A 26,262-nucleotide genomic window follows, 5' to 3' on the forward strand; every position below is an offset into this window, starting at 1 on the left:
CTCCTCCTTAGTCAAAGTTCATTTTGCTGGCTTTCAGATTCAGTATCGCGAGCGCGCCGACCAGAATGAAAATCAGGGTGGCAATCGCTGCCGCCAAGCCAAAGTCCTGGCCGCCGCCCCCTTCAAAGGCAATGCGGTAGGTGTAGCTGACCAGCAAGTCGGTATAGCCTGCTGGCGTGGTGGTGCCAATCATATCCGGGCCGCCATTGGTCAATAACTGAATCAACACAAAGTTGTTAAAGTTAAAGGCGAAGCTGGCAATCATCAGCGGCGTCAGCGGCTTAATCAGCAGTGGCAACGTGATGCGGAAGAAGTTCTGGAACGGGCCTGCGCCATCCATTGCCGAGGCTTCATATAAGTCCTCGGGAATCGCTTTGAGTAGCCCCATGCACAGAATCATCATGTAGGGATAGCCGAGCCAGGTGTTGACGATCAAAATCATGCTTTTCGCGGTAATGGGGTCACTGAACCAGGCGGGCTTGATGCCAAACAGGCTACTTAGCATCAGGTTGATTTCACCAAAGCTTTGGTTAAATAACCCTTTGAAAATCAAGATTGAAATAAACGATGGTACCGCATAGGGCAGTATTAACAGCACGCGATAAACCGCTTTACCTTTCAACGAGTCCCATTGCACCACACAAGCTAAAACCATACCGACGGCAACGGTCAGTACCACGGTCAGTAGCGAGAAAATAATGGTCCAGATAAAGATGGAGATAAAAGGCTTCTGTATCCCTTCATCATGCAGCACCCGCAGGAAGTTTTTCCAGCCGATAGTGACGGTAAAGCCAGGACTGAGTTTTTCGTTTTGCCACTGGCCGTCGGCGTTAATGGCTTGGTAAAAACCGACATCAGGGTTTGGCCGATAGATAACCCCGGTTTGCTGATTGAGCAGTTCTTTACCGTCAGCGCCCAGTTTATAGAGCGGGCTGGTCGCTGAAAACTGGCGCAGTGAACTCATGCGCAGTTCGCCACCACTGGGCAGCAGTGCCACCAACTCAGCGAGTGCCTGGCGATTCTGAGTAATGATACGCAGTGACGCGCGTTCGCCAGTCTGTTCAGTGCTGGTGGGGGCAACTGTGACTTTTTTCTCACCCGTCGTATCAAGGCTGAAAGGCGCGGAAATCAGAACAGAGCTGTCATCAGGGTTGGTAAGCTGCAAACGCCATTGGTTATCACCGGGATAAAGGCCAAAGGTAAAGGTTTTACCGGTCTGAAACTGCCGATCCATTAATACTGATTGGGCACGCTCAAAGGTTAATTGGTTGGTACTGCTGTAGTTGGTAAAAGCGATGGCGATAGTGCAAATCAGTGGGAACAGCACAAACAGCCCCATACCTGCCACGCCGGGATAAACATAGCGCCAGGCATAGGCGCGACGATTGGCAAAGACATACAGCCCCAGACTCACCAAAATTAGCGTCACGATGGCAAAAAGATATTCACCCTGAGCATACATCAACACAATCAAATAGCAGGTAAATAGGCTTAATGTGCCGATAATCAGCCATTTAAGCACATCACTTTGCCACCAGGCGGTTTTCTTTTTATGACTTTCGAACTCGGTGTGGGATAACTGCATAAAACTCCCTTCATACTCTTCGTACTTGAAGTCGCAGCGGTGTTAGCTGCTCTCGCTCACCCGAATTACTTACTTGTGTAAGCTTATCGGGATTAATAAGCCTCTTTGAGGCTCACCCTACGGGCCAGCATAAAATGCTGTTCAAATTAGTTTCAGCTAACTTGTCGTTCATTGGCTGCCTTGCTGCAACGTCAATTACTTTGAGTATGGTTATCGTGTTGCAGCAAGTGGTGTTGGGCACGACGAATCGTGCCCTTTTGCAGGTGAAACTGTTATTTGGTAATACGCGTTGCTGCGTCGTTCAATGCCGCTTCAACTGTCTGACGCCCGCTGATGGCGTTCAGTACCGCACTGCGGGTGGCATACCAGAAAGCCGCCATTTGTGGAATATTTGGCATGATTTCACCCTTGGTGGCGTTATCCATGGTGGCAGCAATGCGTGGATCTTTTGCCAGTTGTTCCTGGAATGATTTCAGTGCTACTGCGCCCAGAGGTTTGTCTTTATTCACTTCAGCCAGACCCTGATCAGTTAACAGGTAGTTCTCCAGGAATTCAGTTGCCAGTTCTTTATTCGGGCTGGCGGCGTTAATACCGGCAGTCAACACGCCGACGAACGGTTTGGATGGCTGGCCGTGGAAGGTTGGCAGCAAGGTCACACCGTAATTGATTTTGCTCTTATCAATGTTGGACCATGCCCATGGGCCATTGATGGTCATTGCTGTTTCGCCTTTGTTGAAGGCCGCTTCTGCAATGGAGTAATCTGTATCGGCATTGATGTGCTTGTTCTTCACCAAATCGACAATAAATTGTAGACCCGCTTTCGCGCCAGCATTGTTCACGCCAACGTTTTTCACATCATATACACCGTTTTCGAGTTTGAAGGCATAGCCACCGTCAGCGGCGATAACCGGCCAGGTGAAGTAGGGTTCTTGCAGGTTCCACATGATGGCGCTCTTGCCATTGGCACGCAGGGTTTTATCCAGCGCTGGGATTTCTTCCCACGTTTTTGGTGCTTCTTTCACTAAGTCTTTATTGTAAATCAGCGACAGTGCTTCAACCGCGACCGGGTAACCAATCAGTTTGCCATTAAAGCGAACGGCGTCCCAAGTGAACGGGAACAGTTTGTCTTGGAAGGCTTTAGAAGGGTGCAATTCAGCCAGTAAACCGGATTGTGCGTAACCGCCAAAACGGTCATGAGCCCAGAAGATAATATCCGGGCCATCGCCAGTGGCAGCCACTTGCGGGTATTTTTCTTCCAATTTATCTGGATGCTCGATAGTGACTTTGATGCCGGTATCTTTCTCGAACTTCTTACCGACTTCCGCCAACCCGTTATAACCTTTATCGCCATTGATCCAGATAACCAGTTTACCTTCTTCAATCTTGGCAAAAGCAGAGGAAGAGAGCACCAGCGTGGCTAATGCTGAAAGAGCCAAAACACGTGCGGTCTTACCAATGCCGGATTTTGTGAAGCTGCGAGTCATAATCCAATCCTTTTATCCAATTTTGTGGGTATCGACTTTCTTGTGAATCATTAGCTGCGAATTCTGTAGCCCATTTTCAGGCTGGTGTAGCCGTGAATCACTAAGTGAGGAGGGTGTGGCAGCGCTGCAAAAATGTTGGGCTGCAAATTATTTATTACACTGACCAAAACACTACGCCGACATATTGAGTCACAACCGGATACACCATCATCCTCCCCCCCTCTACGCCCCCCAGCAGGTTATTGTGACCCAGTTAACACTGCTGCCTATTCTGTGGTGTCAGACACAATAATGCAGGTCGAAATTTGCAAGCCAGATCACGTATTTGTCTTTCCAGTGGAACTTCTGCCCACGCGGGTCGTTCCCTCATCCTCCCATCTCCTCCCCCATGAAAAACTTTGTTACGGATGATTACCAAATAGTGCCACTCGCGCACTATCGGCAGCATTGAAACACCGTCGCCAACAAAATGTGGTTGTTCGGTTAATTATCACCCAGACAGATCAGCACCTTGAAGCGTTAAGCAATGTGCAGCCCTATACTCAGGCCGCGACGTCGTCCGAGGCAACCTGCTCTAAGCATGGCGGTACGACGCGCAGTGCGAGAGTCATCAGGGGCTGGGAGTAATCGATGGTTTATGCCGGGGTTTGCTTCCGCCATTTTTCTTCATTCAGGTTCATATGAAAAGTTGTTTGCGTAAGCAAAGGAGTAACAGATGGCTAATGTAACGCTGAGCGGCGTTTATAAGGCCTTTGGTGAGGCGGTGATCTCCAGAGATATCAATCTGGAAATCGATGACGGTGAGTTTGTGGTGTTTGTTGGCCCATCAGGGTGTGGAAAGTCAACGCTGCTGCGGATGATTGCCGGTCTTGAGGACATAACCTCGGGTGAGTTGCTGATTGGTGGCAAGCGGATGAACGAAGTGCCGCCGTCTGAACGCGGTATTGGCATGGTGTTTCAGTCATATGCACTTTATCCCCATCTGTCTGTAGCAGAGAACATGTCGTTCGGCCTGAAATTGGCGGGTGCGAAGAAAGCCGAAATTAACCAACGGGTGAATCAGGTAGCCGAAGTGCTGCAACTGGCTCACCTGCTGGACCGGCGGCCAAAAGCGCTATCCGGTGGTCAACGCCAGCGTGTGGCAATTGGCCGGACACTGGTCGCTGAGCCGGATGTATTCCTGCTCGATGAACCCCTGTCCAACCTGGATGCGGCACTGCGGGTGCAGATGCGCATTGAGATCTCGCGCCTCCACAAGCGCCTGCAACGCACCATGATTTACGTCACCCATGACCAAGTGGAAGCGATGACGCTGGCAGACAAGATTGTGGTGCTGGATGCCGGCAATGTTGCGCAGGTCGGCAAGCCGCTGGAGCTGTATCACTACCCAGCTAATCGCTTTGTTGCGGGCTTTATCGGCTCGCCAAAAATGAATTTTTTACCGGTTAAAGTGACCGCCGTTGAACCTCGTCAGGTACAGATTGAACTGCCAAATCCAAATGGCCAGTTAGTGTGGCTGCCGGTGGAAGGTACTCAGGTTCAGGTCGGTGCAAATATGTCTTTGGGTATTCGCCCGGAACATCTGCTGCCAAGCAGTGCCTCTGAAGTCACGCTGGAAGGTGAGATTCAGGTGGTAGAGCAACTGGGTAATGAAACTCAAATTCACATCCAAATCCCGGCAATACGTCAGAACCTGGTCTACCGCCAGAACGACGTGGTGCTGGTAGAAGAAGGTGCAACATTCGCTATTGGCCTGCCGCCGCAACGCTGTCATCTGTTCCGTGAGGACGGCACTGCGTGTAAGCGGTTGTACCAGGAACTGGGCGTCTAGCCACAGCAGAATGTAAAGCACGCATGCCGACAGGCAAATATAACAGGAGATTACTGATGACTACTCTGCGCAAGTTACCGATAGCACTGGCTGTTGCCGCTGGTGTTCTTTCTACTCAAGCTATGGCCGTTGATTTCCACGGGTATGCACGTTCCGGTATCGGTTGGACAGGAAGCGGTGGCGAACAGCAATGTTTCAAAGCCACTGGCGCCCAAAGTAAATACCGTCTGGGTAACGAGTGTGAAACGTATGCGGAAATTAAATTAGGCCAGGAATTGTGGAAAGAAGGCGACAAGAGCTTCTACTTCGATACCAACGTGGCGTATTCCGTTTCACAACAGAATGACTGGGAGTCAACATCTCCTGCATTCCGTGAGGCTAACGTGCAGGGTAAAAACCTGATCGAATGGTTACCGGGTTCCACCATGTGGGCCGGTAAACGCTTCTATCAACGTCATGACGTCCATATGATTGACTTCTACTACTGGGATATTTCAGGTCCAGGTGCAGGTGTAGAAGCTATTGATCTGGGCTTCGGTAAGTTATCTCTGGCAGCAACCCGTAACTCAGAAGCGGGTGGTTCAAGTGCCTGGATCGATAATGCCCGTAAAGATGCTGACCACACTGCTAATGATGTGTTCGATGTGCGTTTAGCCGGTTTAGAAACTAACCCAGGCGGCACCTTGGAGTTTGGTGTGGATTATGGCCGCGCCAATACTCAGGACGACTACGCGTTAGCTCCTGATGCCTCTAAAGATGGTGTCATGCTGACGGTTGAACATACCCAAAGCATGATGGGTGGTTTTAACAAGTTCGTGGTGCAATACGCAACAGATTCAATGACATCATCACAATCAGGTCACTCTGAAGGTGCAAACGTTAATAACAACGGTAACAGATTACGTGTTATCGACCACGGTGCCATCAACCTGGCTGAGAAGTGGGACATGATGTACGTCGCGTTGTATCAGGACACTGACTGGGACAACCAAAACGGCACCACGTGGTACAGCGTGGGGGTGCGTCCGATGTACAAATGGACCCCAATCATGAGTACCTTGCTGGAAGCAGGCTACGACAATGTTAAGTCACAACGTACCGGTGACCGTAACGGCCAGTACAAACTGACCCTGGCACAACAGTGGCAGGCAGGCGATAGCATCTGGTCACGCCCGGCAATTCGTGTCTTCGCAACTTATGCCAACTGGGATGAGAAGTGGGGCTATAACGATGTCAGCGGTAGCGCGGACAACGGTCTGGCACAAAACGGGACTATCGGTACTGATAGCCGCGGTAAGAGCAACGAAGTCACCTTTGGTGCGCAATTCGAAGCTTGGTGGTAACAGCATGATGCAGCCGCCCTTTGGGGCGGCTGTTTGATTGTTTAAACAAGAAAAGTGAGATGCCCTAAATAATTCGAGTTGCAGCCAACGCCCATGCAGCTTGAAGTATGACGGGGATTTGGTTAACTCTGCCGACCTTGCCTGTGCACAGTTAGCGCTGACGCTCAATGTATGAGGGTAATAACAATGAAAAAGAATCTACTGTCACTTTGTCTGGCATTGGCTTTAGGGGTTACAGCACCTCTGGCGGTGCAAGCAGAGTCAACTATTTCTCCGGCGAATGTTTCTATCGCGCCGACGATCAGTACCGCCACCTTACAGCAGTTACCATGGCAGCCATTAGTGCCACCGACTACGCAGGACATCAAACTGACTGCGGCGAGTCCACAAATCTCTCAAGGGAATGTTGAAGGGGCTGTTGCCGCTTTTGCTTTACCCGCCGATCGTGGATCGATGGAGATTACACTTAGCAGTTTAGTGACTGATAATCAGCTTTTTTCCCCTAGCGTTTTAGTGCTGGACGAGCAAATGCGCCCAGCGGCTTACTATCCGTCCAGCTATTTCACTTATGAAAAAGCGGGCATTATGACCAGTGATCGTCTGCAAGGGGTGATGAAACTGACCCCGGCACTGGGCCAGAAACAAATTTATTTGCTGGTTTACACCACCCGTGACGATTTGGCAAAAACCACCAAGCTGCTGGACCCAGCCAAAGCTTATGCCATGGGTGTCGGTAATGCGGTACCGGATATTCCAGATCCAATCGCTAAACACACCCCGACAGGCAACCTGAAAATCAAGGCCACTGCTGAGCAGGGGATGGGCAACGTTATGATTGGCTTAATACAGTCAGCACCGGCTTCGGCTCCAGTCGTGGTAGGCAGCGCGGTTCAACCTACGCCAGCCGCAGTACCCGCACCGATAAAATCTGCGGAGCCAATGCTGAGTGAGACTGAAAACTACTTCAACCAGGCGATTAAAGATGCGGTGAAAGCCGGTGATGTCGATAAGGCGCTGAAATTGTTGAACGAAGCGGAACATTTGGGCTCAACTTCAGCCCGAAAAACCTTTATTGGTAGTGTAAAAGGCAAGGGTTAAATCCCGGCACTGCCGAATATGGCTAGATGGTTGGTGCGCTTTGGCGCACCTTTTTTCGTTGGGTCTTATGTACAGCTACTGCCGCTCGCAACGCCTCGTTTTGCTATTGGTTATCTTCGCGACACCCTGTTGTGGTTAATTCTGCTTTAAATCTCAAACTCACTTATTTAGTTTTTTGCCAGAAAGAAAAAGATTAAGTGAGAATGTAAAAGACATGCGATTGAGCTTGCGCCGATATCATCAATTGAATGATTGTCTATCCCTTCGATTTGCAGACGATAAAAGCGGAAATTAGCAGTTTAAAACCCGGTGAAAGCATTTTATTTTTTCCTGAGAGGGGGCATGTTATTACCATCGTGCAAACTGCCAACAAAGAAGGATTATACGTTTTTGATACAAATTTAATAAATGTAGAACAGCTTAATTCAATGGTGCCGAAGATAAGACAATTATATGAAAATTTGACTCCTGAGCTGATCACCCAGGGAGACAATACCTACCTTTCTGGACAAGAGGCGGCAGATTTACTTGAGATGTACTTCAGGCCGCCCAGTCGGCATGATAACTCTGGTGCGGCAATTATCCGTTATAAGGGATGGGTTCCCCTAACTCATCAATAATAGAAAACAATTCGATAAAATTACGTCCTTTGTTGGTCATAATAAAAAGTAACCTGATGTCGCGGGATCCTCAATCTGCGCTACAATGTCCCCTTCTTTACGAATTAGCGGGGAGAGTCTTTTCTCCCCGGCAGGGAGCAAGCTAGATGTCTACCGGCGATGCATCAATTATAAAACCTATCCAATGGTGTGCCATTGACCAGCCCAATTTTCCTGCTGATATCGCTGATTGGTTGATGGAATTGGGGTCGATGACCCGGCGTTTTGAGCAATATTGCCAACGAGTCCATGTCGAACCCCAGCGAGAATGCTTTATTACGCGTAATGAGTTAGGGGAAGATGCAGAACACTTACCTGTAAGCGAACGCTATTGGCTACGGGAAATCATTTTGTGTGGTGATAATGAACCCTGGCTGCTTGGTCGCACGGTTATCCCCGAGCAGACACTGTCTGGCCCAGATAGGGCGCTGGTGGATTTGGGCACCCTCCCACTCGGGCGCTATTTATTTGGTGGGGACAATTTAAGCCGTGATTATATTCAAGTGGGGCGGCAGAATGAACTTTGGGCGCGCCGCTCATTGCTGCGTCTGTCAGGCAAACCCCTGTTACTGACGGAAGTTTTTTTACCGGCCTCGCCACTGTATGCGGTTTAAGCCGTAGTAAGATTTTGGAGATGGATAAATTGAAGGGAAGTACTGTTCAGACCAAATGGCAGGCTTATTGCCGTTTAATGCGGATTGATAAGCCTATTGGCTCGTTATTGCTATTGTGGCCGACGCTGTGGGCATTATGGCTGGCGGGACAGGGTATCCCAGAAACCAAAATACTGATTGTGTTTGTGTTGGGTGTATTTTTTATGCGTGCGGCTGGTTGTGTCGTCAATGATTATGCTGACCGAAATATTGATGGCTTTGTAAAACGCACGGCATCCCGCCCGTTACCCAGTGGTATTATCAGTGAACGAGAGAGCAAAATCCTGTTTGTGGTATTGGTACTGCTCTCGTTTGGTCTGGTGTTAACCCTTAATAGCATGACCATTTGGTTATCATTGGCAGCATTGGCGTTAGCCTGGATTTATCCGTTTATGAAGCGGGTCACTCATCTACCCCAAGTGGTATTAGGCGCAGCTTTTGGTTGGTCAATTCCGATGGGATTCGCTGCGGTGAGTGAGAGCTTACCCTTGGTTTGTTGGCTGTTATTGCTGGCGAACATCTGCTGGACCGTCGCTTATGACACGCAATACGCAATGGTTGATCGCGACGATGACCTGAAAATTGGGGTTAAGTCCACGGCGATTTTATTTGGTCAACATGACAAGCTGATTATAGGTTTGCTGCAACTGGCTACACTGGTGTTGATGGTTGCTATCGGCTGGCTGATGGGGTTGGGCGGCGCATTCTATTGGTCAATCCTGCTGGCGGGTGCCTTGTTTATCCACCAACAAAAGATGATTGTGCAGCGTGACCGCGACGCCTGCTTCCGTGCGTTTTTGAATAATAATTACGTAGGGCTGGTGTTGTTTTTAGGGATTCTGATTAGTTATTGGCAGTAAATACGTTTCTGGAAAACAGTCAAAAAAATGGCCAGATGATGAATCCGGCCATTTTTGTTTAGCGTCTTGAGGAATCAATCTTCCGATTTATCCTCTGCCTCGGATTCTGGCCGTTGATTGCTGGTTTCGGCTGGCATACTGACACTCTCGATAGTCAGTTTCACTTCCGGCGTCATCAACGCACTCAGCATATTGTAAACTTCCAACGTATGTTCCTGAACCGCGTCACCACTGTCACTGATATAACCCTCTTCGCGCAAGGTACCGACCAGTGTTGAAAATACCGCTTTATCGAAGAATTCTGGTGCGTTAATCCCGTGCAGAACAGACAATCGCTGCGCCATGATACGGCTCTCTTTCTCCAGCGCCCCACGGTTAATGCTCGGATTGGCACTGAGCAGCGACAGGGTAATCGCGTATCGTTGCAGGGTTTCCCGCACACCGGCGGCCAGTAATTGCAGTGGGCGAATTCGGGCCGGATTCAGCACTAGTTCGGTCCCTTTGTCACAAATCAACTGCTGGCGGGCCAGTTCATCTATCAGCGTGTCCAGCGTCTGTGGTAACTGCTCTTTGCTGTAATGCAGGAACAGTTCAGCTTTCAACATCGGATAAATCATACTGATTTGGCGCAACAATTCGTCACGGGTAATGCGGCGGTGGTACATCACCATGCTGGCTATCAGTGACGGTAGCATCAGTAAGTGCTGGATATTATTGCGATAATAGGTCATCAGCACGGCTTGTTCCCGTGGCAGGATGATAATGTCACCAATGTTGTCTTTCTCCACCTCAAACTTATTCATATTCAAGGCGTGATTAAGTAACTCTTCCGGTGTTTTATCCGGCACAGTGACATCTTTCGCATACGGCACATTACGCATCAGTTGCAGATAGCAATCAAGTTGCTCAAGCAACTGCTCACGGGTGAGTGAACGCTGGCGTGAGGCTAACAATGCGGTAGAACACAAGTTCATGGCATTCGCTGCTGCCGCATTATTTATTCTCACCATGATTTTACCGGCCAAATCATTTACCGCCGGTGTTAGCCAGCTTGGGCGCTGAGCTTCAATCGGATCAATGGCATCACGCCATTGCGGTACATTGGTGTTCAGATAGGTGGTCAACGGGATCGGTTCACCAAAGTTGACATAGCCCTGACCGAGGTTACGCAACTTGCGCAAGCCCCGCAGCATCTGCAACAGGTTCTCTTTCTCTTTGGTCGCACCACGCAGCTCTTTGGCATAGGTACCCACTTCCATCACATGTTCGTAACCGATATAAATCGGCACCAAAGTGATTGGACGTGAGCCACCACGCAACATCGCCTGAATGGTCATCGACAGTGTGCCGGTTTTTGGCTCCAGCAGGCGGCCGGTACGTGAGCGCCCTCCTTCAACAAAGTATTCAACTGAATAACCACGGGTGAACAGTTCACCTAAATACTCGCGGAAAACCGTTGAATAGAGTTTGTTGCCTTTAAAGGTGCGACGAATAAAGAACGCGCCCAAACGGCGGAAGATAGGCCCGGCAGGCCAGAAGTTAAGGTTAATCCCGGCGGCAATATGCGGCGGCACCAGCCCTTGATGATAAAGCACGTAGGAGAGCAGCAGATAATCCATATGGCTGCGATGACAAGGCACATAGACGATTTCATGGCCATCTTGCGCCAACTGCCGCACCCGTTCTGCATTATGGACGTTAATACCTTGATACAAACGGTTCCACGTCCAGCTCAATACTCTGTCAGAGAGACGCACGGCTTCATATGAGAAGTCGGCTGCGATCTCTTCCATCAGCGTAATGGCATTTTGCTGTGCTTTCTCATGGGAGATTTTCTTGGTCCGCGCTTCATCGGCGACGGCCTTTTCAATCGCCTTTGAGGTCAGCAACTTTTTGAACAGATCCTGCCGGGCAGGCAGACTAGGGCCAACCGCTGCCAGGCGTTGACGGGAGAAGTGCATCCGCGCTACGCGAGCCAGTTTGTGGGCGATAGTTTTATCGGTACCGTGCTCGCTGGCCATCCTGCGCAGTGAAACTGTGGTAGAGAAACGCACAAAACTATCGCGACCCAGCCACAATACCGCGAAGAATTTTTGCACTCCGTTAAGCACGCGCAGATGGGGTGTTCCGTGGCCTTCACGCCCCGGCGAACGACCAAACATCACGGAAACCGGTAACATCTGGATATCTAACTCGGGATTATTGCGGTGCAAATCCAGATAGTCGTGGAACAGCTTTACCGATTCCTGTTTAGGCGCGTAGTAGCGAAAGACCCGCGGGCCATTATCGATAAACACATGGCTGGGCAGTTGCACGCCATCGATTTCCAATGGAATCAATGGGTCGGGCAGGTCTTGTGCTTGACACTGCGCTCGCAAAGTCAGCAAATCAGCCTTAGAATTGTAAGGCAAAACGTACAGAATAGGACGAGAGGGGTCTAGCCCTAACTCAGTCACAGGGTCTGCCGGAATAACCTTGCTTTTTACCAACATTTTAAGTGGTAAATTCAATAACTTATAATATATTTTACGCCAACCTGACATAACTACATGAAGCCTCTTGTTAGCAATTCGTCGCAAGGATACCAGAAACTGGTTTTGAGATCTGTGGTGATAAGACAACAGAAAGCGGCAAAAATCATCATTAACTTAAGATAAAGGCAATAAAACATGGCGAATCAATCAACAGGGCTGGCCCGAGTCTATAAAGCGGCCGGTTATTCTGTGAAAGGCTTAACGGCTGCCTGGAAAAACGAAGCGGCATTTCGTCAGGAAGCTGTTGCTGCCATAATCGCTATCATACTGGCCTTCTGGCTGGATGTAGATGCTATCGCACGCCTTTTATTAATTGGTAGCGTGGTTTTAGTGATCATTATCGAAGTCATTAACAGTGCGATTGAGGCGGTAGTGGACAGGATTGGCAGTGAGTTCCATGAGCTATCGGGCCGCGCCAAAGATATGGGGTCCGCGGCAGTATTCCTCGCTATCTTGTTAGCGTTATTTGTTTGGATAACCGTACTTTGGCAGCATGCTGGTTAACGTTATGCCGAACAATGCCGCAGAAATAAGCTGTGATTAATCCCTGTTTTTATTCACTCTTTGGTTCCCAACACCCGCATACCTGTATATACTCACAGCAAGACTGTATAAACAAACAGGGGGCGGAATGAAAGCACTTACTACCAGACAGCAAGAGGTTTATGACCTGGTTCGCGATCACCTAGCGCAAACCGGCATGCCACCGACCCGTGCCGAAATTGCGCAGCGTCTGGGGTTTCGCTCTCCTAACGCCGCTGAAGAGCATTTAAAAGCACTGGCCCGTAAAGGCGTCATTGAGATTGTTTCTGGCGCTTCCCGTGGCATTCGTTTGCTGATGGAAGAAGAAGACGGCCTGCCACTGATTGGTCGGGTTGCCGCAGGTGAACCTTTGCTGGCACAGCAGCATATCGAAGGGCACTACAAAGTAGACCCATCAATGTTTAAACCGAGTGCAGATTTTCTGTTGCGGGTTAATGGGATGTCGATGAGAGATATCGGTATTCTGGATGGCGACCTATTAGCGGTGCATAAAACGCAAGATGTGCGTAACGGGCAAGTGGTCGTGGCACGAATTGATGATGAAGTGACGGTAAAACGCTTGAAAAAACAAGGTAATATCGTACAGCTTCTGCCAGAAAATAGTGAGTTCCAACCGATTATTGTCGATCTGCGCGAACAAAGCTTTACCATTGAAGGATTGGCCGTCGGTGTTATCCGTAATGGCGACTGGATCTAACATTAGCGTTTTATATTGAACTGATAAGCCGTTCCTGCTCAGGAGCGGCTTTTTATTATTAATGACCCCATTAAACGATTCAGATACCCAAAATAATTGACGTTGCAGGTAGGCAGCCGCAAAGAAGCTCGCTAATTCTGATCAATGCTAACGACAACTCGATGATTCGGATGACAAATCTGCGGGGAGAAAATTTGAATGCTGCTTGCAGCAGCCTCTCAGAGGTGATGTCTGGGAAGGAGCCAAGTAACAAGTACAGCTAGCCTGCTACAGCTCCAAGTATGGAAAAGTTATTTAGATTGAGACGATTCCGACAATAAGTTATTACCTACTGTTTTAACTGAATAATATCAGCGCTTATTTTTACTTTATAGCTATAATCTCAGTGATTAATATTATCCTGGCTTTAATTGCTAGTATCCTCTGCTATAGTTATTCGTACGGTAAGCGAAACAACGAAGTTTAATTTTAAATTATGACTGTGAGTGACTAATTTAAATGTGGTTGTTTTTCTCAATAGAGAATGTTTATCGTATTGAATTAAATAAACTGACTAATCCCAAGGTAACGGAGATATTATGAATAAAGATCAAGCCGACGGTAACTGGAAGCAGTTTAAAGGTAAAGTGAAAGAAAAATGGGGCAAGCTGACTGACGATGACTTAACGGTAATCGAAGGTAAGCGTGACCAGCTAGTGGGTAAAATCCAGGAGAAATACGGCTATCAGAAAGAGCAAGCCGAGAAAGAAGTCAAAGCCTGGGAAGACCACAGCAAATATCGCTGGTAACAGCATTAAATGGAATTAAATTGATATTGATATAAATTAATCGGGTTTCTCGTTTCATAGAATATGTATTGTTAATCAACCCCGTCTTGTTATTGGTGTATCAACTCCAATTATACTGAAGCGGTGAGGTTATTTTAATAAAAGCTATTCTAGCTAATCTGTATTTATATCTACGTCTGCACACGGATGTGCCTTATTATTAATTATTACCCTGTCGCATTGCTCGCGGCAGCCTGCTTTTTATTAACCGATATATACCCACCAGGGATTTATATCTAAAGTAATTGTAGAGCAGCTAACATTGCAGCAACTTCAATTAGGTACGCAGCTATTTCTTTTTAGTGACAATAGAGTGGTCATGGTCACAATGCTCATGGCTTTCGCATGCTTCAACTTCCCCGCATTCAGCACATAAACCGTGCGCTTCAACCACACTGTGACGCAGTACAAAACCTGATTGTTTTGCTAACTGTGCCAATGCCTCTTCAATGCCCACTGTGGTGCGTTCAGTGACTATTTTGCACCGATCACAGATAAATAGCGCTGAAGTATGGGTTGGCTCTTCAAAATGATGACATAACACATAACTATTAGCCGACTCGACGCGGTGAATAAACCCTTGCTCCAGCAAAAAATCCAATGCGCGATAAACAGTTGGAGGCTTGGCTTGTGGCTCAGACACACGCAACAAATCCAACAGGTCATAGGCACTGATTGCGCCAGGTTGTTGTGCCATTAAGCGTAGTACTTCAAGACGCTGCGGTGTCAGCCGGACGTTACGTTGTTGACACAGACTTTCAGCCTGAGCCAGCAGCTTTTCCTCATCGATAGGTTTCATTATATCCATCCCGCAGCATTTGAATTGAATTGATTTTACCATATTTAGCGTTAATCGCCGAGAGGTGAAAAAACGAGGGGAAGGTGGGTATCACACTTTTGTTAATTCACAGGATTCGATGACAGAACGATCAGTCGTAGAGTTCAATTATCACACAGGCAGCTATGGTCAGCTTCTATGGTATAATTAGTCATTCCATCCCTTTGTAGGGTTCGCTCGGCGGGCAACTTCAAAGGGTATTTGATGAAATAATAACCGATGAAATCACCGTAAATGCACGCAGCCCAGACTTTTTCCAGCACCCCGGCCAATAAGCCACACTACCCTCTACAACGTTTCTCCGTCGCGCCGATGCTCGATTGGACCGATCGTCATTGCCGTTATTTTCATCGTTTGTTAACCAAGCAGACCTTGTTATATACCGAAATGGTCACCACCGGTGCCATTATTCATGGTAAAGCTGACTATCTGGCTTATAGCGAACAGGATCATCCGGTGGCACTGCAACTTGGAGGCAGTGACCCGCAGGCGCTGGCCCATTGTGCCAAATTGGCTGAACAACGCGGCTACAATGAAATAAACCTAAATGTGGGTTGCCCGTCTGATCGGGTACAAAATGGTCGTTTTGGCGCTTGCCTGATGGGTGAGGCTGAACTGGTCGCTGACTGCATTAAAGCTATGCGCGATGTGGTTTCTATTCCTGTCACCGTTAAAACTCGTATCGGCATTGACCAACTGGATAGCTATGAGTTCTTGTGCGAGTTTGTGCAAACGGTGGCGGACCGTGGCGAATGCGATATCTTTACCATTCATGCTCGCAAAGCCTGGCTCTCAGGGCTTAGCCCGAAAGAGAACCGTGAAGTGCCACCGCTGGATTATGAGCGGGTTTATCAGCTCAAGCGTGATTTCCCAACACTGACTATTGCCATTAATGGTGGTGTGAAAACGCTGGCTGAAGCCAAAGAGCATCTTAAACATCTTGATGGGGTAATGATGGGCCGTGAAGCCTACCAAAATCCAAGCATTTTGACCCAAGTGGATCGCGAACTATTTGATGTGAATGCCCCAGTGGTCGATAGCATTAAGGCGATTGAAGCGCTTTATCCTTATATCGAACAGGAGTTGTCTCGCGGCGCTTATTTGGGCCACATCACCCGGCATATTCTTGGGATTTTTCAGGGAATTCCTGGTGCGCGCCAATGGCGTCGTCATCTAAGCGAAAATGCCCATAAGCCTGGTGCTGGCGTTGCTGTAGTAGAGCAAGCCTTAGCGCTGGTCACTCGGCCTTATACCCTTCGTCCTTGAAGTCGCAGGGTTGTTAGCTACGCTAGTTACTCGGCCCATCCGGTGGGCCTCGCATCGCGAGGCCGCTGCAAGCAGCGTTCAAATCTGCTCCCGGCAGATTTGTCACCCAAATCACTTGACTGTGTAAGCTCATCGGGATGCGTTCACTTGCTGCCTACCTGCGACGCCAATTACTTTGGGTATAATAGAATAGTAAATTAGCTATAAGTTAGTCAAATTGACCATGCCTATCCATTTTTCTGGTAAGCATTAATATTACTTAATCAGTAAATTCAATGAATTAGCCGATATGTTAAAGTTGGCATGCTTCTTGTAATACTTCTTATAAAATCCCCGATTTGTTCGTTATATTTAATGATGTGGTTGTGGGACATACACCCTTATTAAGGAGCCAGCCATGTTTGAAATTCTCTTTGTTATCGGCTTTTTTATCATGCTGATGGTAACCGGTATTTCCCTGTTAGGGATCTTCGCTGCATTGCTGGTGGCTGCTGCTTTTATGATGGTGGGTGGCTTATTCGTCATGATGATTAAGCTGCTACCTTGGTTGATTCTGGCGGTTGTGGCGGTCTGGATATGGCGTTCGATGCAGAAACCGATAGTCCGGCGTTACTAAAATTTCCCTTTCTTGCGGTAGCGATCACAGCCTGAAAGATTAGTGGGGCGAATCAGAGGGAAAACGTATTTTTTCTCGGGCGTGCTTGCTAGGATGCTAACCGATACGATTTGGTATCGCATTTTCATCCCTGCCAGAGGTAAAAATAGCCGTATAAACGGCAGTTAGCTCTGACAGAATACGCTGCTGTACCCCTACATGTGCATCAAAGAAAGCGTTGTAAAGAAGGGCTCCCTAATCGGAGCCCTTTGTTTTTTCAACAATATTACCTTAGGAATGGCCAAATAACTCAGGGTATCAGCAAGCTGGATCCTGTGGTCTGGCGGCTTTCTAGGATTTGATGGGCACGGTGAGCATCACGCAACGGGAATTGCTGTGCTTTTGCCACATCGACATTAATGGCTCCGCCAGCAATCAGTGAAAACAGTTCGTGGCTGGCACTTGCTAACTCTTGCCGATTGGTGACATAAGTGTTGAGGGAGGGGCGAGTAACATATAGCCCGCCTTTTTGGTTCAGGATGGCAAGATCTACTCCTGTCACTGGGCCGGAGGCATTACCGAAACTCACCATCAAGCCTCTGCGCTTAAGGCTATTAAGCGAATCCAGCCAGGTACTTTTCCCAACCGAGTCATACACCACACCCACTTTCTCGCCATTCGTCAGCTCTGCCACCCGTTCGGCGATATTTTCTGTACGATAGTTAATCGTGGCCCAGGCGCCAGCGGCTTTTGCCAATTCGGCCTTTTCATCAGAGCCAACACTGCCGATAAGCTTAGCACCAAGCGCTTTCGCCCACTGGCAAGCAATTAGCCCGACACCACCCGCCGCCGCATGGAATAGGAATACCTCCCCCGGTTTTATCTCGTGGGTTTGGCGCAACAGATAGTGGACGGTCAGCCCTTTGAGGAATGATGCTGCGGCCTGCTCGAAAGAGATGTTGTCAGGAAGTATGGCAATCTTCTCTGCCGCAACATTATGCACTTCGCTGTAAGCCCCGAGAGCTGATTGGGCATATACCACCCGGTCACCGACGTTGATTGTGTTAACCGACGAACCAACTTTGGTGACAATTCCCGCCGCCTCTGTTCCCAACCCACTAGGAAACTGTGATGGTGAATAAAGCCCACTGCGAACATAAGTATCGATATAGTTAATACCGATCGCTTTGTTTTCTACCTGAACTTCATGTGCTGCAGGGTCAGAAGGGGTGAAGTCAAGGTATTGCAACACTTCCGGCCCGCCAGTGGTACTGAATTGGATATGCTTTGCCATGGTAGCTCCTATAGATAGGTGTATTTTCACCCTACAGGGTTCTGCACGGAGTGCCAAGATCTGGCTAATACCGATATGTAATAGGGAATATTATTACCTCTGCGAATAAGACGGTGCTGCAATGTGAGCGGCATTTTTTTCCTCATCACCGAACTTTCTGAACTCATCAGCTCCATTCATTTGCGGTCTACCTGCAACTCCAATTACTTTGTGTATATACTAGGCCGTTATATTTTCTATTCGATATTTTCCTATCGCAACAAAGGTAAAGAACACTCTTCATGGCCGCAAAAAAACCAACCAACAATATGACAGAGCCACGAGACCGCCAGATGGAAGGGCTGAAACTCCCGCCTCATTCGCTGGAGGCAGAGCAGTCCGTGTTGGGCGGTTTGATGCTGGATAATGAACGCTGGGATAATGTGTCAGAACGCGTTGCCAGCAATGACTTCTTCAGCCGCCCGCATCGCCGAATCTTTACTGAAATGCAGCGTTTGCTGGAAAACAGCAAACCGATCGATTTGATCACCTTGTCTGAGTCGCTAGAGCAAAAAGGCGATCTGGATTCGGTGGGGGGATTTGCCTATCTGGCAGAGTTATCGAAAAATACCCCAAGTGCGGCGAATATTGGTGCCTATGCTGATATCGTGCGCGAACGTGCGGTAGTTCGTGAAATGATCTCGGTCGCCAATGAGATAGCTGACGCCGGTTATGATCCCCAAGGGCGTAGCAGTGAAGATCTGCTGGATTTGGCTGAATCCAAAGTGTTTCAGATAGCTGAAAGCCGCGCCAGTAAAGATGAAGGGCCGAAAAGTGTCGATCAAATCCTCGAAGCCACGGTCGCGCGAATTGAGCAACTTTATCAGCGGCCCCATGATGGGGTGACCGGTGTTTCAACCGGCTTTACCGACCTTGATAAAAAAACCGCCGGATTACAGAAATCAGATTTGATCATTGTCGCCGCACGTCCATCAATGGGTAAAACCACGTTTGCGATGAACTTGTGTGAAAACGCCGCGATGATGCAGGAAAAACCGGTATTGATCTTTAGTTTGGAGATGCCCGGCGATCAGATCATGATGCGTATGCTGGCGTCGCTGTCACATGTTGACCAGACCCGTATCCGAACCGGCCAACTCGATGATGAGGATTGGGCGCGTATTTCCAGCACCATGGGTATATTGATGGAAAAACGCAATATGTACATCGATGACTCATCCGGTCTGACACCGACAGAAGTGCGCTCCCGCGCGCGGCGTATTTTCCGCGAACATGGTGGTTTGAGTCTGATTATGATCGACTACCTGCAATTGATGCGGGTACCGTCTCTTTCAGATAACCGAACGTTGGAAATCGCCGAGATTTCGCGCTCACTCAAAGCACTGGCGAAAGAGTTGCAAGTCCCGGTAGTGGCGTTATCACAGCTTAACCGTAGTTTGGAGCAACGTGCTGATAAACGGCCAGTTAACTCCGACTTACGTGAATCCGGCTCTATCGAACAAGATGCGGACTTAATCATGTTTATCTATCGTGACGAGGTGTATCACGAGAACAGTGATGAGAAAGGGATCGCGCAGATTATTTTGGGTAAACAGCGTAACGGTCCGATCGGATCTGTCCGGCTGAAATTTAACGGTCAATGGTCGCGCTTTGATAACTATGCCGGTCCACAGTACGACGACGAATAGTTTCCCCTTAGTCCTTGACGCTGCAGGGTTGTTAGCGGCGATGACTCACGCGGAACCCTCGCTGGCAGGCGACCTGCAACATCAGGTTCTTTGGGTATAACATCAATTATTAAGGATAAGAAATGAAAGCGGCAACAGCAGTAATCGACCGCCGCGCTCTGCGACATAACTTGCATCAGGTACGGCGCATGGCGCCACAAAGCCGCCTGATTGCTGTTGTGAAAGCAAACGCTTATGGCCACGGGTTATTAGAAACAGCACATACTTTGCAGGATGCCGATTGCTATGGCGTCGCGCGCATCGGCGAAGCTCTGATGCTACGTTCTGGCGGAATTGTAAAACCTATTCTACTGCTGGAAGGGTTTTTTACCGCAGAGGACTTGCCTATTCTGGTGGCTAACCGGATTGAAACCGCAGTACACAGTATTGAACAATTAGAAGCGCTGGAAGCGGCCAATCTCCCTGCTCCGATCAATGTCTGGATGAAGCTCGATACCGGTATGCATCGTTTAGGCGTCCGTCCTGAGCAGGCCGAAGCCTTCTACCAGCGGCTATGTGCTTGCGGCAACGTTAGTCAGCCAGTTAATATTATGAGCCACTTCAGTCGTGCCGACGAACCTGAAGTGGATACTACCCGCCAGCAACTGGCGTGTTTTGACGCCTTTGCTATTGGCAAACCGGGTAAACAGTCTATTGCTGCATCTGGCGGTATTTTGCTATGGCCGCAAGCGCATCGTGATTGGGTTCGTCCCGGTATCATACTGTATGGCGTCTCGCCGCTGGATGAACCTTATGCCAGCCATTTTGGTCTACTGCCAGCGATGGCATTAAAATCCAGCCTGATTGCTGTACGTGAACATAAAGCCGGTGAGCCAGTGGGCTATGGCGGTACTTGGGTCAGTGAACGTGATACACGCCTGGGTGTGGTGGCGATTGGTTACGGTGATGGTTATCCGCGCAGCGCACCATCGGGTACGCCGATGTGGGTCAATGGCCGCGAAGTGCACATTGTGGGGCGGGTATCGATGGACATGATTTCAGTTGATCTTGGGCCAGATAGCAGCGACAAAGTCGGTGATGAAGTGCTGTTGTGGGGCGCGGATTTACCGGTTGAGAAGATCGCCGCTTACACCGGTATCAGTGCCTATGAATTGATCACCAAGCTGACCTCCCGAGTAGCGATGGAATATTTAGGGGAATAAGGTAAGCTGACTAATCAAGGTATAGACAATTATTATCAATCCAGGAGAGCAGCGCCGTGTTCCAAAATGTTGATGCCTATGCAGGTGACCCGATCCTGTCATTGATGGAGAGTTTTAAAGCCGATAGCCGGGCACATAAAGTGAATCTGAGTATCGGGCTTTATTACAATGAGCAGGGTGAGATCCCGCAAATGCAGGCAGTGGATACCGCTGAAACCCAATTGAATGCTCAGCCACATGGGACACCGGTTTACTTGCCGATGGAAGGTCTGCAATCTTATCGTACTGCTATTTTGCAGCTACTATTTGGCAGCGATCACCCTATGCTGGCTCAGCAACGAGTAGCGACTATCCAAACTGTCGGTGGCTCCGGTGCATTGAAAGTGGGTGCTGATTTCCTTCATTCCTATTTCCCAGATTCTCAGGTGTGGGTCAGTGACCCTACGTGGGAAAATCATGTCGCTATTTTCAGTGGCGCAGGGTTTAAGGTGAATACCTACCCGTACTTTGATAATGACAAGCTGGGCGTAAAATTCGATCAAATGCTGGCAACGTTGCAGCAGTTACCGGCCAGAAGCATTGTTTTGCTCCATCCTTGCTGCCATAACCCAACCGGATCTGATCTGACGAATGCACAGTGGGATCAGGTTATTGGCGTGGCTAAAGACCGGGATCTGATCCCGTTCCTGGATATTGCCTATCAGGGTTTTGGTGCTGGGTTGAATGAAGATGCTTATGCGATTCGAGCCATGGCGGCAGCGGAGTTACCCTGTCTGGTCAGTAACTCCTTCTCTAAAATCTTCTCTCTGTATAACGAACGGGTCGGTGGCCTTTCCGTGGTATGTGAAAGTGAAGAAGCTGCTGGTCGGGTATTGGGGCAACTGAAAGCCACGGTGCGGCGTAACTATTCCAGCCCGCCAAACTTTGGTGCACAGGTTGTTTCAAAAGTACTGCATGACAGCGAGTTACGGGCGCAATGGCAGGCTGAAGTGGAGCAGATGCGTCGGCGTATTATTGAAATGCGCGGCACGTTGGTGGAAGCCTTGAAGGCAGCACTACCCAATCGCAATTTTGATTACTTACTGCAACAGCGTGGCATGTTCAGCTATACCGGTTTTAGTGCCGCTCAAGTGGACCGTCTGCGTGACGAGTTTGGCGTGTATCTGATTGCCAGCGGCAGGATGTGTATGGCAGGCGTCAACCACAGCAATGTTCAGCGGGTAGCAGCTGCGTTTGCGGCAGTACAGTAATTAGAGATCCGCGTTATCTGAGACGACGAACTGTTTAAGGCGATAGAAATATCGCCTTTTTGTTTTATTTTTTCCACCATCTTTCCGTCACTTATCCACATAACCTGTCTGGTTAGCCCTCCGCCAATGGCTGTAAATCGATTAAAGAATATACTAAATAAGGTGGCAGACCCATGCCCAATGATCATTCATCGCTCACAGTAAATCTTCTGTTATAAGTGCAAGCTAATACTTCAGCATGTTGCTGTATCCGATGGAATGAATACGCTATGAGGCCCTTTCGCTAGACGGCACTGGCCCATTACAGGAGATAACCCAATGAATAATTCAGCATTATTGGAATACTGCATGTCTAAACCGGGGGCAGAGCAGAGTGATCATGAGGAATGGCAGACCAATCAGATTAAAGTAGCCGATGTGATGTTTGCGATGGTGGGTGAAATTGGTGGGCGGCCCTCTATTTCGGTAAAAACCAGCCCTGAGTTGGCGGAGAGTTTGCGAGAGCAACATCCGGAGATCGTGCCGAGTGAACACTTGAATAAAGCGCACTGGAACACGGTGTTTCTGGATGGACAATTACCGAACTCACAATTTTACTCGTTAATTGACCGCTCTTATCAATTGGTATTGCAGGGGTTACCGGAACATAGGCGACAGGAGCTGGCTGTTTGATACCCCCTTGGTACTTGGAGTTGCAGGGTTGTTAGCCAGGTTCATTATTTGGCCCATCCTTGGGCCTGGCTGATTTGTTATTCACGGGTTGCCAACCTGCAGCTCCAATGATTTTGGATGCTGATAGATTATTTGATGCTCTACTTACGTTGCAGCATTGGCTTGAGGAAGCGTGCGGTATGTGACGCGGCGCATTCTGCAACAGTCTCTGGTGTACCGGCGACCAGAATCTCGCCACCGCCACTACCGCCTTCTGGCCCCAGATCGACAATCCAATCAGCAGTCTTAATCACATCCAGATTGTGCTCAATGACCACAATGGTATTGCCCTGATCGCGCAGCTGATGCAACACCGCCAGCAGTTGCTGAATATCAGCAAAATGCAGACCGGTAGTCGGCTCGTCCAGAATATAGAGCGTCTGACCGGTGCCGCGTTTTGATAGTTCACGCGACAGTTTCACCCGTTGCGCTTCACCACCCGACAGCGTAGTCGCAGATTGCCCCAGACAGATATAGGACAGGCCCACATCCATCAGTGTTTGTAGCTTACGCGCCAGTGCCGGAACCGCATCAAAGAACTCGCGAGCCTCTTCGATAGTCATCGCCAGCACTTCGTGGATACTTTTACCTTTGTATTTTACTTCCAGCGTTTCACGGTTATAACGCTTACCTTTACACTGGTCGCATGGCACATAGATATCGGGCAGGAAATGCATTTCGACTTTAATCACCCCGTCGCCCTGGCAGGCCTCGCAACGACCCCCTTTGACGTTAAAGCTGAAGCGGCCTGGCGTATAACCACGGGTACGTGATTCAGGAACACCGGCAAACAGCTCACGAATGGGGGTAAAGATACCGGTATAGGTCGCCGGGTTAGAGCGTGGCGTCCGGCCAATCGGGCTTTGGTCAATATCGATGACTTTATCGAAATGCTCCAAGCCTTGAATTTCACGGAATGGCGCCGGTTCGTTGCTGGTCGCGCCGTTCAACTGGCGCTGGGCGATACAATATAAGGTGTCGTTGATAAGCGTTGACTTACCTGAGCCAGAAACCCCGGTAATACAGCTAAACAGCCCGACCGGCAGTGTCAGCGTGACATCTTTCAGGTTATTGCCGCTGGCACCAATCAGTTTTAACACTTTGGTTGGGTCCCCCGGCACGCGTTGCGCAGGTATGGCGATTTCTCGTTTGCCGCTAAGGAACTGACCGGTCAGTGACTTAGGCTCAGCCATGATGTCCTCAACGGTCCCTTCGGCCACCACCTCACCACCATGCACACCCGCACCCGGGCCAATATCAATCACATGGTCGGCTGCGCGGATAGCGTCTTCATCATGTTCCACTACAATCACGGTGTTACCCAGATTGCGCAGATGAATCAACGTTTCCAGCAACCGTTCATTATCACGTTGGTGCAAGCCGATGGACGGTTCATCCAGTACATACATGACACCCACCAAGCCGGCGCCAATTTGACTGGCCAAACGGATACGTTGCGCTTCACCACCAGACAGTGTTTCCGCCGAACGGGACAACGACAGATAATTCAGCCCGACGTTAACCAGGAACTTCAGCCGATCGCCAATCTCTTTCAGTACTTTCTCAGCAATTTGCGCCCGCTGACCACTTAGTTTCATGTTTTGGAAGAAGGTCAGTGCGTGGCCGATGCTCAGTTCAGAAATCTCGGGCAAAGTGGTGTTTTCGACAAACACATAACGCGCTTCGCGGCGCAAGCGAGTACCGTGGCATGAAGCACAGGAGCGATTGCTAATATATTTGGCCAGTTCCTCACGTACTGCACTGGATTCCGTCTCTTTATAGCGACGTTCCATATTGTGCAACACCCCTTCAAATGGGTGGCGGCGAACGGTGGTATCACCCCGATCGTTAATGTATTTGAATTCAATGGTATCTTTGCCAGAACCGTATAAAACGGCGTGCTGTATCGCGCTATCGAGCGAGTTAAATGGCGTTTCGATATCAAACTTATAATGATCTGCCAGTGAACGCAGCATCTGGAAGTAATAGAAGTTGCGGCGATCCCAACCACGGATGGCACCACCCGCCAGCGACAGCTCTGGATTCTGTAATACACGGTCTGGATCAAAGAACTGCTGTACCCCTAAGCCGTCACAAGTTGGGCAGGCGCCCGCCGGGTTGTTAAAGGAGAACAGGCGTGGTTCCAACTCACTCATACTGTAGCCGCAAATCGGGCAGGCAAAGTTGGCGGAGAACAGCAACTCTTCGGCGTGAGGGTCGTCCATATCGGCAACGACGGCAGTACCACCAGAAAGCTCCAGTGCCGTTTCAAATGATTCAGCCAGACGCTGAGCCAGATCTTCACGCACTTTGAAGCGATCGACCACCACTTCAATGGTATGTTTTTTTTGCAGTTCTAATTTCGGTGGATCAGACAGATCACACACCTCGCCATCGATCCGCGCCCGGATATAGCCCTGCATAGCCAGACCTTCCAGCGTTTTGGTATGTTCGCCTTTGCGATCTTTTACCACCGGAGCCAGTAACATCAAGCGGCGGCCTTCCGGCTGACTGATGACGTTATCCACCATCTGACTGACGGTTTGCGCGGCTAGCGTAACATCGTGATCTGGGCAGCGTGGTTCACCGACACGGGCGAACAGCAAACGCAGATAATCATGGATTTCAGTGATGGTACCCACAGTCGAACGTGGGTTATGCGAAGTTGATTTTTGCTCAATAGAGATTGCCGGTGACAGACCTTCAATATGGTCGACATCCGGTTTTTCCATCAGCGATAGAAATTGGCGCGCATAGGCGGAAAGAGACTCAACATAACGGCGTTGCCCCTCGGCATACAAGGTATCAAAAGCCAGTGAGGATTTGCCTGAACCCGATAGACCGGTGACCACGATCAGTTTGTCGCGCGGGATAATCAGGTTGATATTCTTAAGATTATGGGTGCGAGCGCCCCGAACTTCTATATTATCCATTCAAACACTTCCCGGATGTAAACTGAGCCTCTCCCGTGCCCTTTTTTACTCTTCGTACTTGAAGCCGCAGGGTTGTTGGCTGCGTTCACTCACCTAATCACTTACTGGCTGTAAGCTCATAGGGACTCGCTCGCCGCCTACCTGCAACTCCAATTACTTTGAGTAATGTATAGACGCATTTTGCAACGTCAAAAAAGGACACAGCCAGTACGAAACGGATAATTATGACACAAAAAAACCTGAATGGATATCCAGTATTCGAGTGCAATTAAGGCAGATGTCATGATAAAACTGCAACACATTTCGCAGTTATGATCTACTGTGCCGTTTACCTGCTAGCGTGTTAAACTTACTCGCTTATACTCGTCATA

Annotated in this window: 21 protein-coding genes and 1 pseudogene; 16 read left to right on the plus strand and 6 right to left on the minus strand. The window is 49.0% G+C overall.

The window, feature by feature from the left end:
- Window positions 1-7: 7 nt before the first annotated feature.
- Both malF and malE read right to left on the minus strand, forming a co-directional pair.
- Complete coding sequence (gene malF / locus Q2T71_RS20605; protein ID WP_372560368.1) at window positions 8-1,585, minus strand: maltose ABC transporter permease MalF; 1,578 nt, start codon at window positions 1,583-1,585, stop codon at window positions 8-10.
- Between the two features lie 272 nt (window positions 1,586-1,857).
- Entirely contained in the window at window positions 1,858-3,069 is a 1,212-nt protein-coding gene (gene malE, locus Q2T71_RS20610; RefSeq protein WP_083162101.1) for a maltose/maltodextrin ABC transporter substrate-binding protein MalE, read from the minus strand.
- 471 nt (window positions 3,070-3,540) lie between these two features.
- On the opposite strand from malE, the pseudogene Q2T71_RS20615 reads away from it, so the two are divergent.
- The 7 genes and pseudogenes from Q2T71_RS20615 (at window position 3,541) to ubiA (ending at window position 9,513) form a co-directional block, all read left to right on the plus strand.
- Window positions 3,541-3,769 (plus strand): annotated as a pseudogene (locus Q2T71_RS20615) (hypothetical protein).
- Between the two features lie 15 nt (window positions 3,770-3,784).
- A complete protein-coding gene (malK, locus tag Q2T71_RS20620; protein ID WP_005191494.1) occupies window positions 3,785-4,900 on the plus strand; it encodes a maltose/maltodextrin ABC transporter ATP-binding protein MalK in 1,116 nt (371 codons plus the stop codon).
- A gap of 56 nt (window positions 4,901-4,956) precedes the next feature.
- Entirely contained in the window at window positions 4,957-6,243 is a 1,287-nt protein-coding gene (locus Q2T71_RS20625) for a maltoporin (protein WP_083162103.1), read from the plus strand.
- A 186-nt stretch (window positions 6,244-6,429) separates the two neighbouring features.
- Window positions 6,430-7,341 (plus strand): maltose operon protein MalM, encoded by a 912-nt coding sequence (gene malM / locus Q2T71_RS20630; RefSeq protein ID WP_372560369.1) that lies wholly within the window; start codon window positions 6,430-6,432, stop codon window positions 7,339-7,341.
- 248 nt (window positions 7,342-7,589) lie between these two features.
- Window positions 7,590-7,961, plus strand: a complete 372-nt coding sequence (locus Q2T71_RS20635) for a hypothetical protein (protein WP_372560370.1) — start codon at window positions 7,590-7,592, stop codon at window positions 7,959-7,961.
- Window positions 7,962-8,107: 146 nt separating this feature from the next.
- Complete coding sequence (ubiC, locus tag Q2T71_RS20640; RefSeq protein ID WP_372560371.1) at window positions 8,108-8,614, plus strand: chorismate lyase; 507 nt, start codon at window positions 8,108-8,110, stop codon at window positions 8,612-8,614.
- 29 nt (window positions 8,615-8,643) lie between these two features.
- Complete coding sequence (ubiA, locus tag Q2T71_RS20645) at window positions 8,644-9,513, plus strand: 4-hydroxybenzoate octaprenyltransferase (protein ID WP_083164025.1); 870 nt, start codon at window positions 8,644-8,646, stop codon at window positions 9,511-9,513.
- A 74-nt stretch (window positions 9,514-9,587) separates the two neighbouring features.
- Here the strand turns inward: ubiA and plsB are convergent, their stop codons facing one another.
- Complete coding sequence (gene plsB / locus Q2T71_RS20650; RefSeq protein WP_372560372.1) at window positions 9,588-12,056, minus strand: glycerol-3-phosphate 1-O-acyltransferase PlsB; 2,469 nt, start codon at window positions 12,054-12,056, stop codon at window positions 9,588-9,590.
- A 126-nt stretch (window positions 12,057-12,182) separates the two neighbouring features.
- On the opposite strand from plsB, the gene Q2T71_RS20655 reads away from it, so the two are divergent.
- From Q2T71_RS20655 to Q2T71_RS20665, 3 genes are all read left to right on the plus strand, one after another.
- Window positions 12,183-12,551, plus strand: a complete 369-nt coding sequence (locus tag Q2T71_RS20655; protein ID WP_083162113.1) for a diacylglycerol kinase — start codon at window positions 12,183-12,185, stop codon at window positions 12,549-12,551.
- A gap of 127 nt (window positions 12,552-12,678) precedes the next feature.
- Window positions 12,679-13,287 (plus strand): transcriptional repressor LexA, encoded by a 609-nt coding sequence (gene lexA, locus Q2T71_RS20660; RefSeq protein WP_005191485.1) that lies wholly within the window; start codon window positions 12,679-12,681, stop codon window positions 13,285-13,287.
- A gap of 578 nt (window positions 13,288-13,865) precedes the next feature.
- Complete coding sequence (locus Q2T71_RS20665; protein ID WP_004391853.1) at window positions 13,866-14,075, plus strand: CsbD family protein; 210 nt, start codon at window positions 13,866-13,868, stop codon at window positions 14,073-14,075.
- 328 nt (window positions 14,076-14,403) lie between these two features.
- Here the strand turns inward: Q2T71_RS20665 and zur are convergent, their stop codons facing one another.
- The gene (gene zur / locus Q2T71_RS20670; RefSeq protein ID WP_372560373.1) at window positions 14,404-14,913 is read right to left on the minus strand and encodes a zinc uptake transcriptional repressor Zur; all 510 of its coding nucleotides are present in this window, start codon (window positions 14,911-14,913) and stop codon (window positions 14,404-14,406) included.
- Between the two features lie 273 nt (window positions 14,914-15,186).
- Here zur and dusA point away from each other — a divergent pair, with 273 nt between their 5' ends.
- Together dusA and pspG are read left to right on the plus strand one after the other, a co-directional pair.
- Complete coding sequence (gene dusA / locus Q2T71_RS20675; RefSeq protein ID WP_372560374.1) at window positions 15,187-16,218, plus strand: tRNA dihydrouridine(20/20a) synthase DusA; 1,032 nt, start codon at window positions 15,187-15,189, stop codon at window positions 16,216-16,218.
- Between the two features lie 397 nt (window positions 16,219-16,615).
- Window positions 16,616-16,834: an envelope stress response protein PspG gene (pspG, locus tag Q2T71_RS20680; protein WP_083162129.1), complete on the plus strand. Its 219-nt coding sequence runs from the start codon at window positions 16,616-16,618 to the stop codon at window positions 16,832-16,834.
- Window positions 16,835-17,123: 289 nt separating this feature from the next.
- Here the strand turns inward: pspG and Q2T71_RS20685 are convergent, their stop codons facing one another.
- Window positions 17,124-18,107 (minus strand): quinone oxidoreductase, encoded by a 984-nt coding sequence (locus Q2T71_RS20685; RefSeq protein ID WP_372560375.1) that lies wholly within the window; start codon window positions 18,105-18,107, stop codon window positions 17,124-17,126.
- Between the two features lie 281 nt (window positions 18,108-18,388).
- On the opposite strand from Q2T71_RS20685, the gene dnaB reads away from it, so the two are divergent.
- The 4 genes from dnaB (at window position 18,389) to Q2T71_RS20705 (ending at window position 22,919) form a co-directional block, all read left to right on the plus strand.
- Window positions 18,389-19,795 carry a replicative DNA helicase gene (gene dnaB / locus Q2T71_RS20690; RefSeq protein WP_005191462.1) on the plus strand — a complete coding sequence of 469 codons (1,407 nt, stop codon included), beginning with the start codon at window positions 18,389-18,391 and terminating at the stop codon, window positions 19,793-19,795.
- A gap of 122 nt (window positions 19,796-19,917) precedes the next feature.
- Window positions 19,918-20,997 carry an alanine racemase gene (gene alr, locus Q2T71_RS20695; RefSeq protein ID WP_083162133.1) on the plus strand — a complete coding sequence of 360 codons (1,080 nt, stop codon included), beginning with the start codon at window positions 19,918-19,920 and terminating at the stop codon, window positions 20,995-20,997.
- A 56-nt stretch (window positions 20,998-21,053) separates the two neighbouring features.
- The gene (locus Q2T71_RS20700; protein ID WP_372560376.1) at window positions 21,054-22,247 is read left to right on the plus strand and encodes an amino acid aminotransferase; all 1,194 of its coding nucleotides are present in this window, start codon (window positions 21,054-21,056) and stop codon (window positions 22,245-22,247) included.
- Window positions 22,248-22,565: 318 nt separating this feature from the next.
- Window positions 22,566-22,919: an MmcQ/YjbR family DNA-binding protein gene (locus Q2T71_RS20705; protein WP_083162137.1), complete on the plus strand. Its 354-nt coding sequence runs from the start codon at window positions 22,566-22,568 to the stop codon at window positions 22,917-22,919.
- 140 nt (window positions 22,920-23,059) lie between these two features.
- On the opposite strand, the gene uvrA is transcribed toward Q2T71_RS20705, so the two are convergent.
- Window positions 23,060-25,891 carry an excinuclease ABC subunit UvrA gene (gene uvrA, locus Q2T71_RS20710; RefSeq protein ID WP_372560377.1) on the minus strand — a complete coding sequence of 944 codons (2,832 nt, stop codon included), beginning with the start codon at window positions 25,889-25,891 and terminating at the stop codon, window positions 23,060-23,062.
- Between the last annotated feature and the right edge of the window lie 371 nt (window positions 25,892-26,262).

Source organism: Yersinia sp. 1652 StPb PI, from assembly GCF_041538345.1.
GTDB classification, from domain to species: domain Bacteria; phylum Pseudomonadota; class Gammaproteobacteria; order Enterobacterales; family Enterobacteriaceae; genus Yersinia; species Yersinia enterocolitica_E.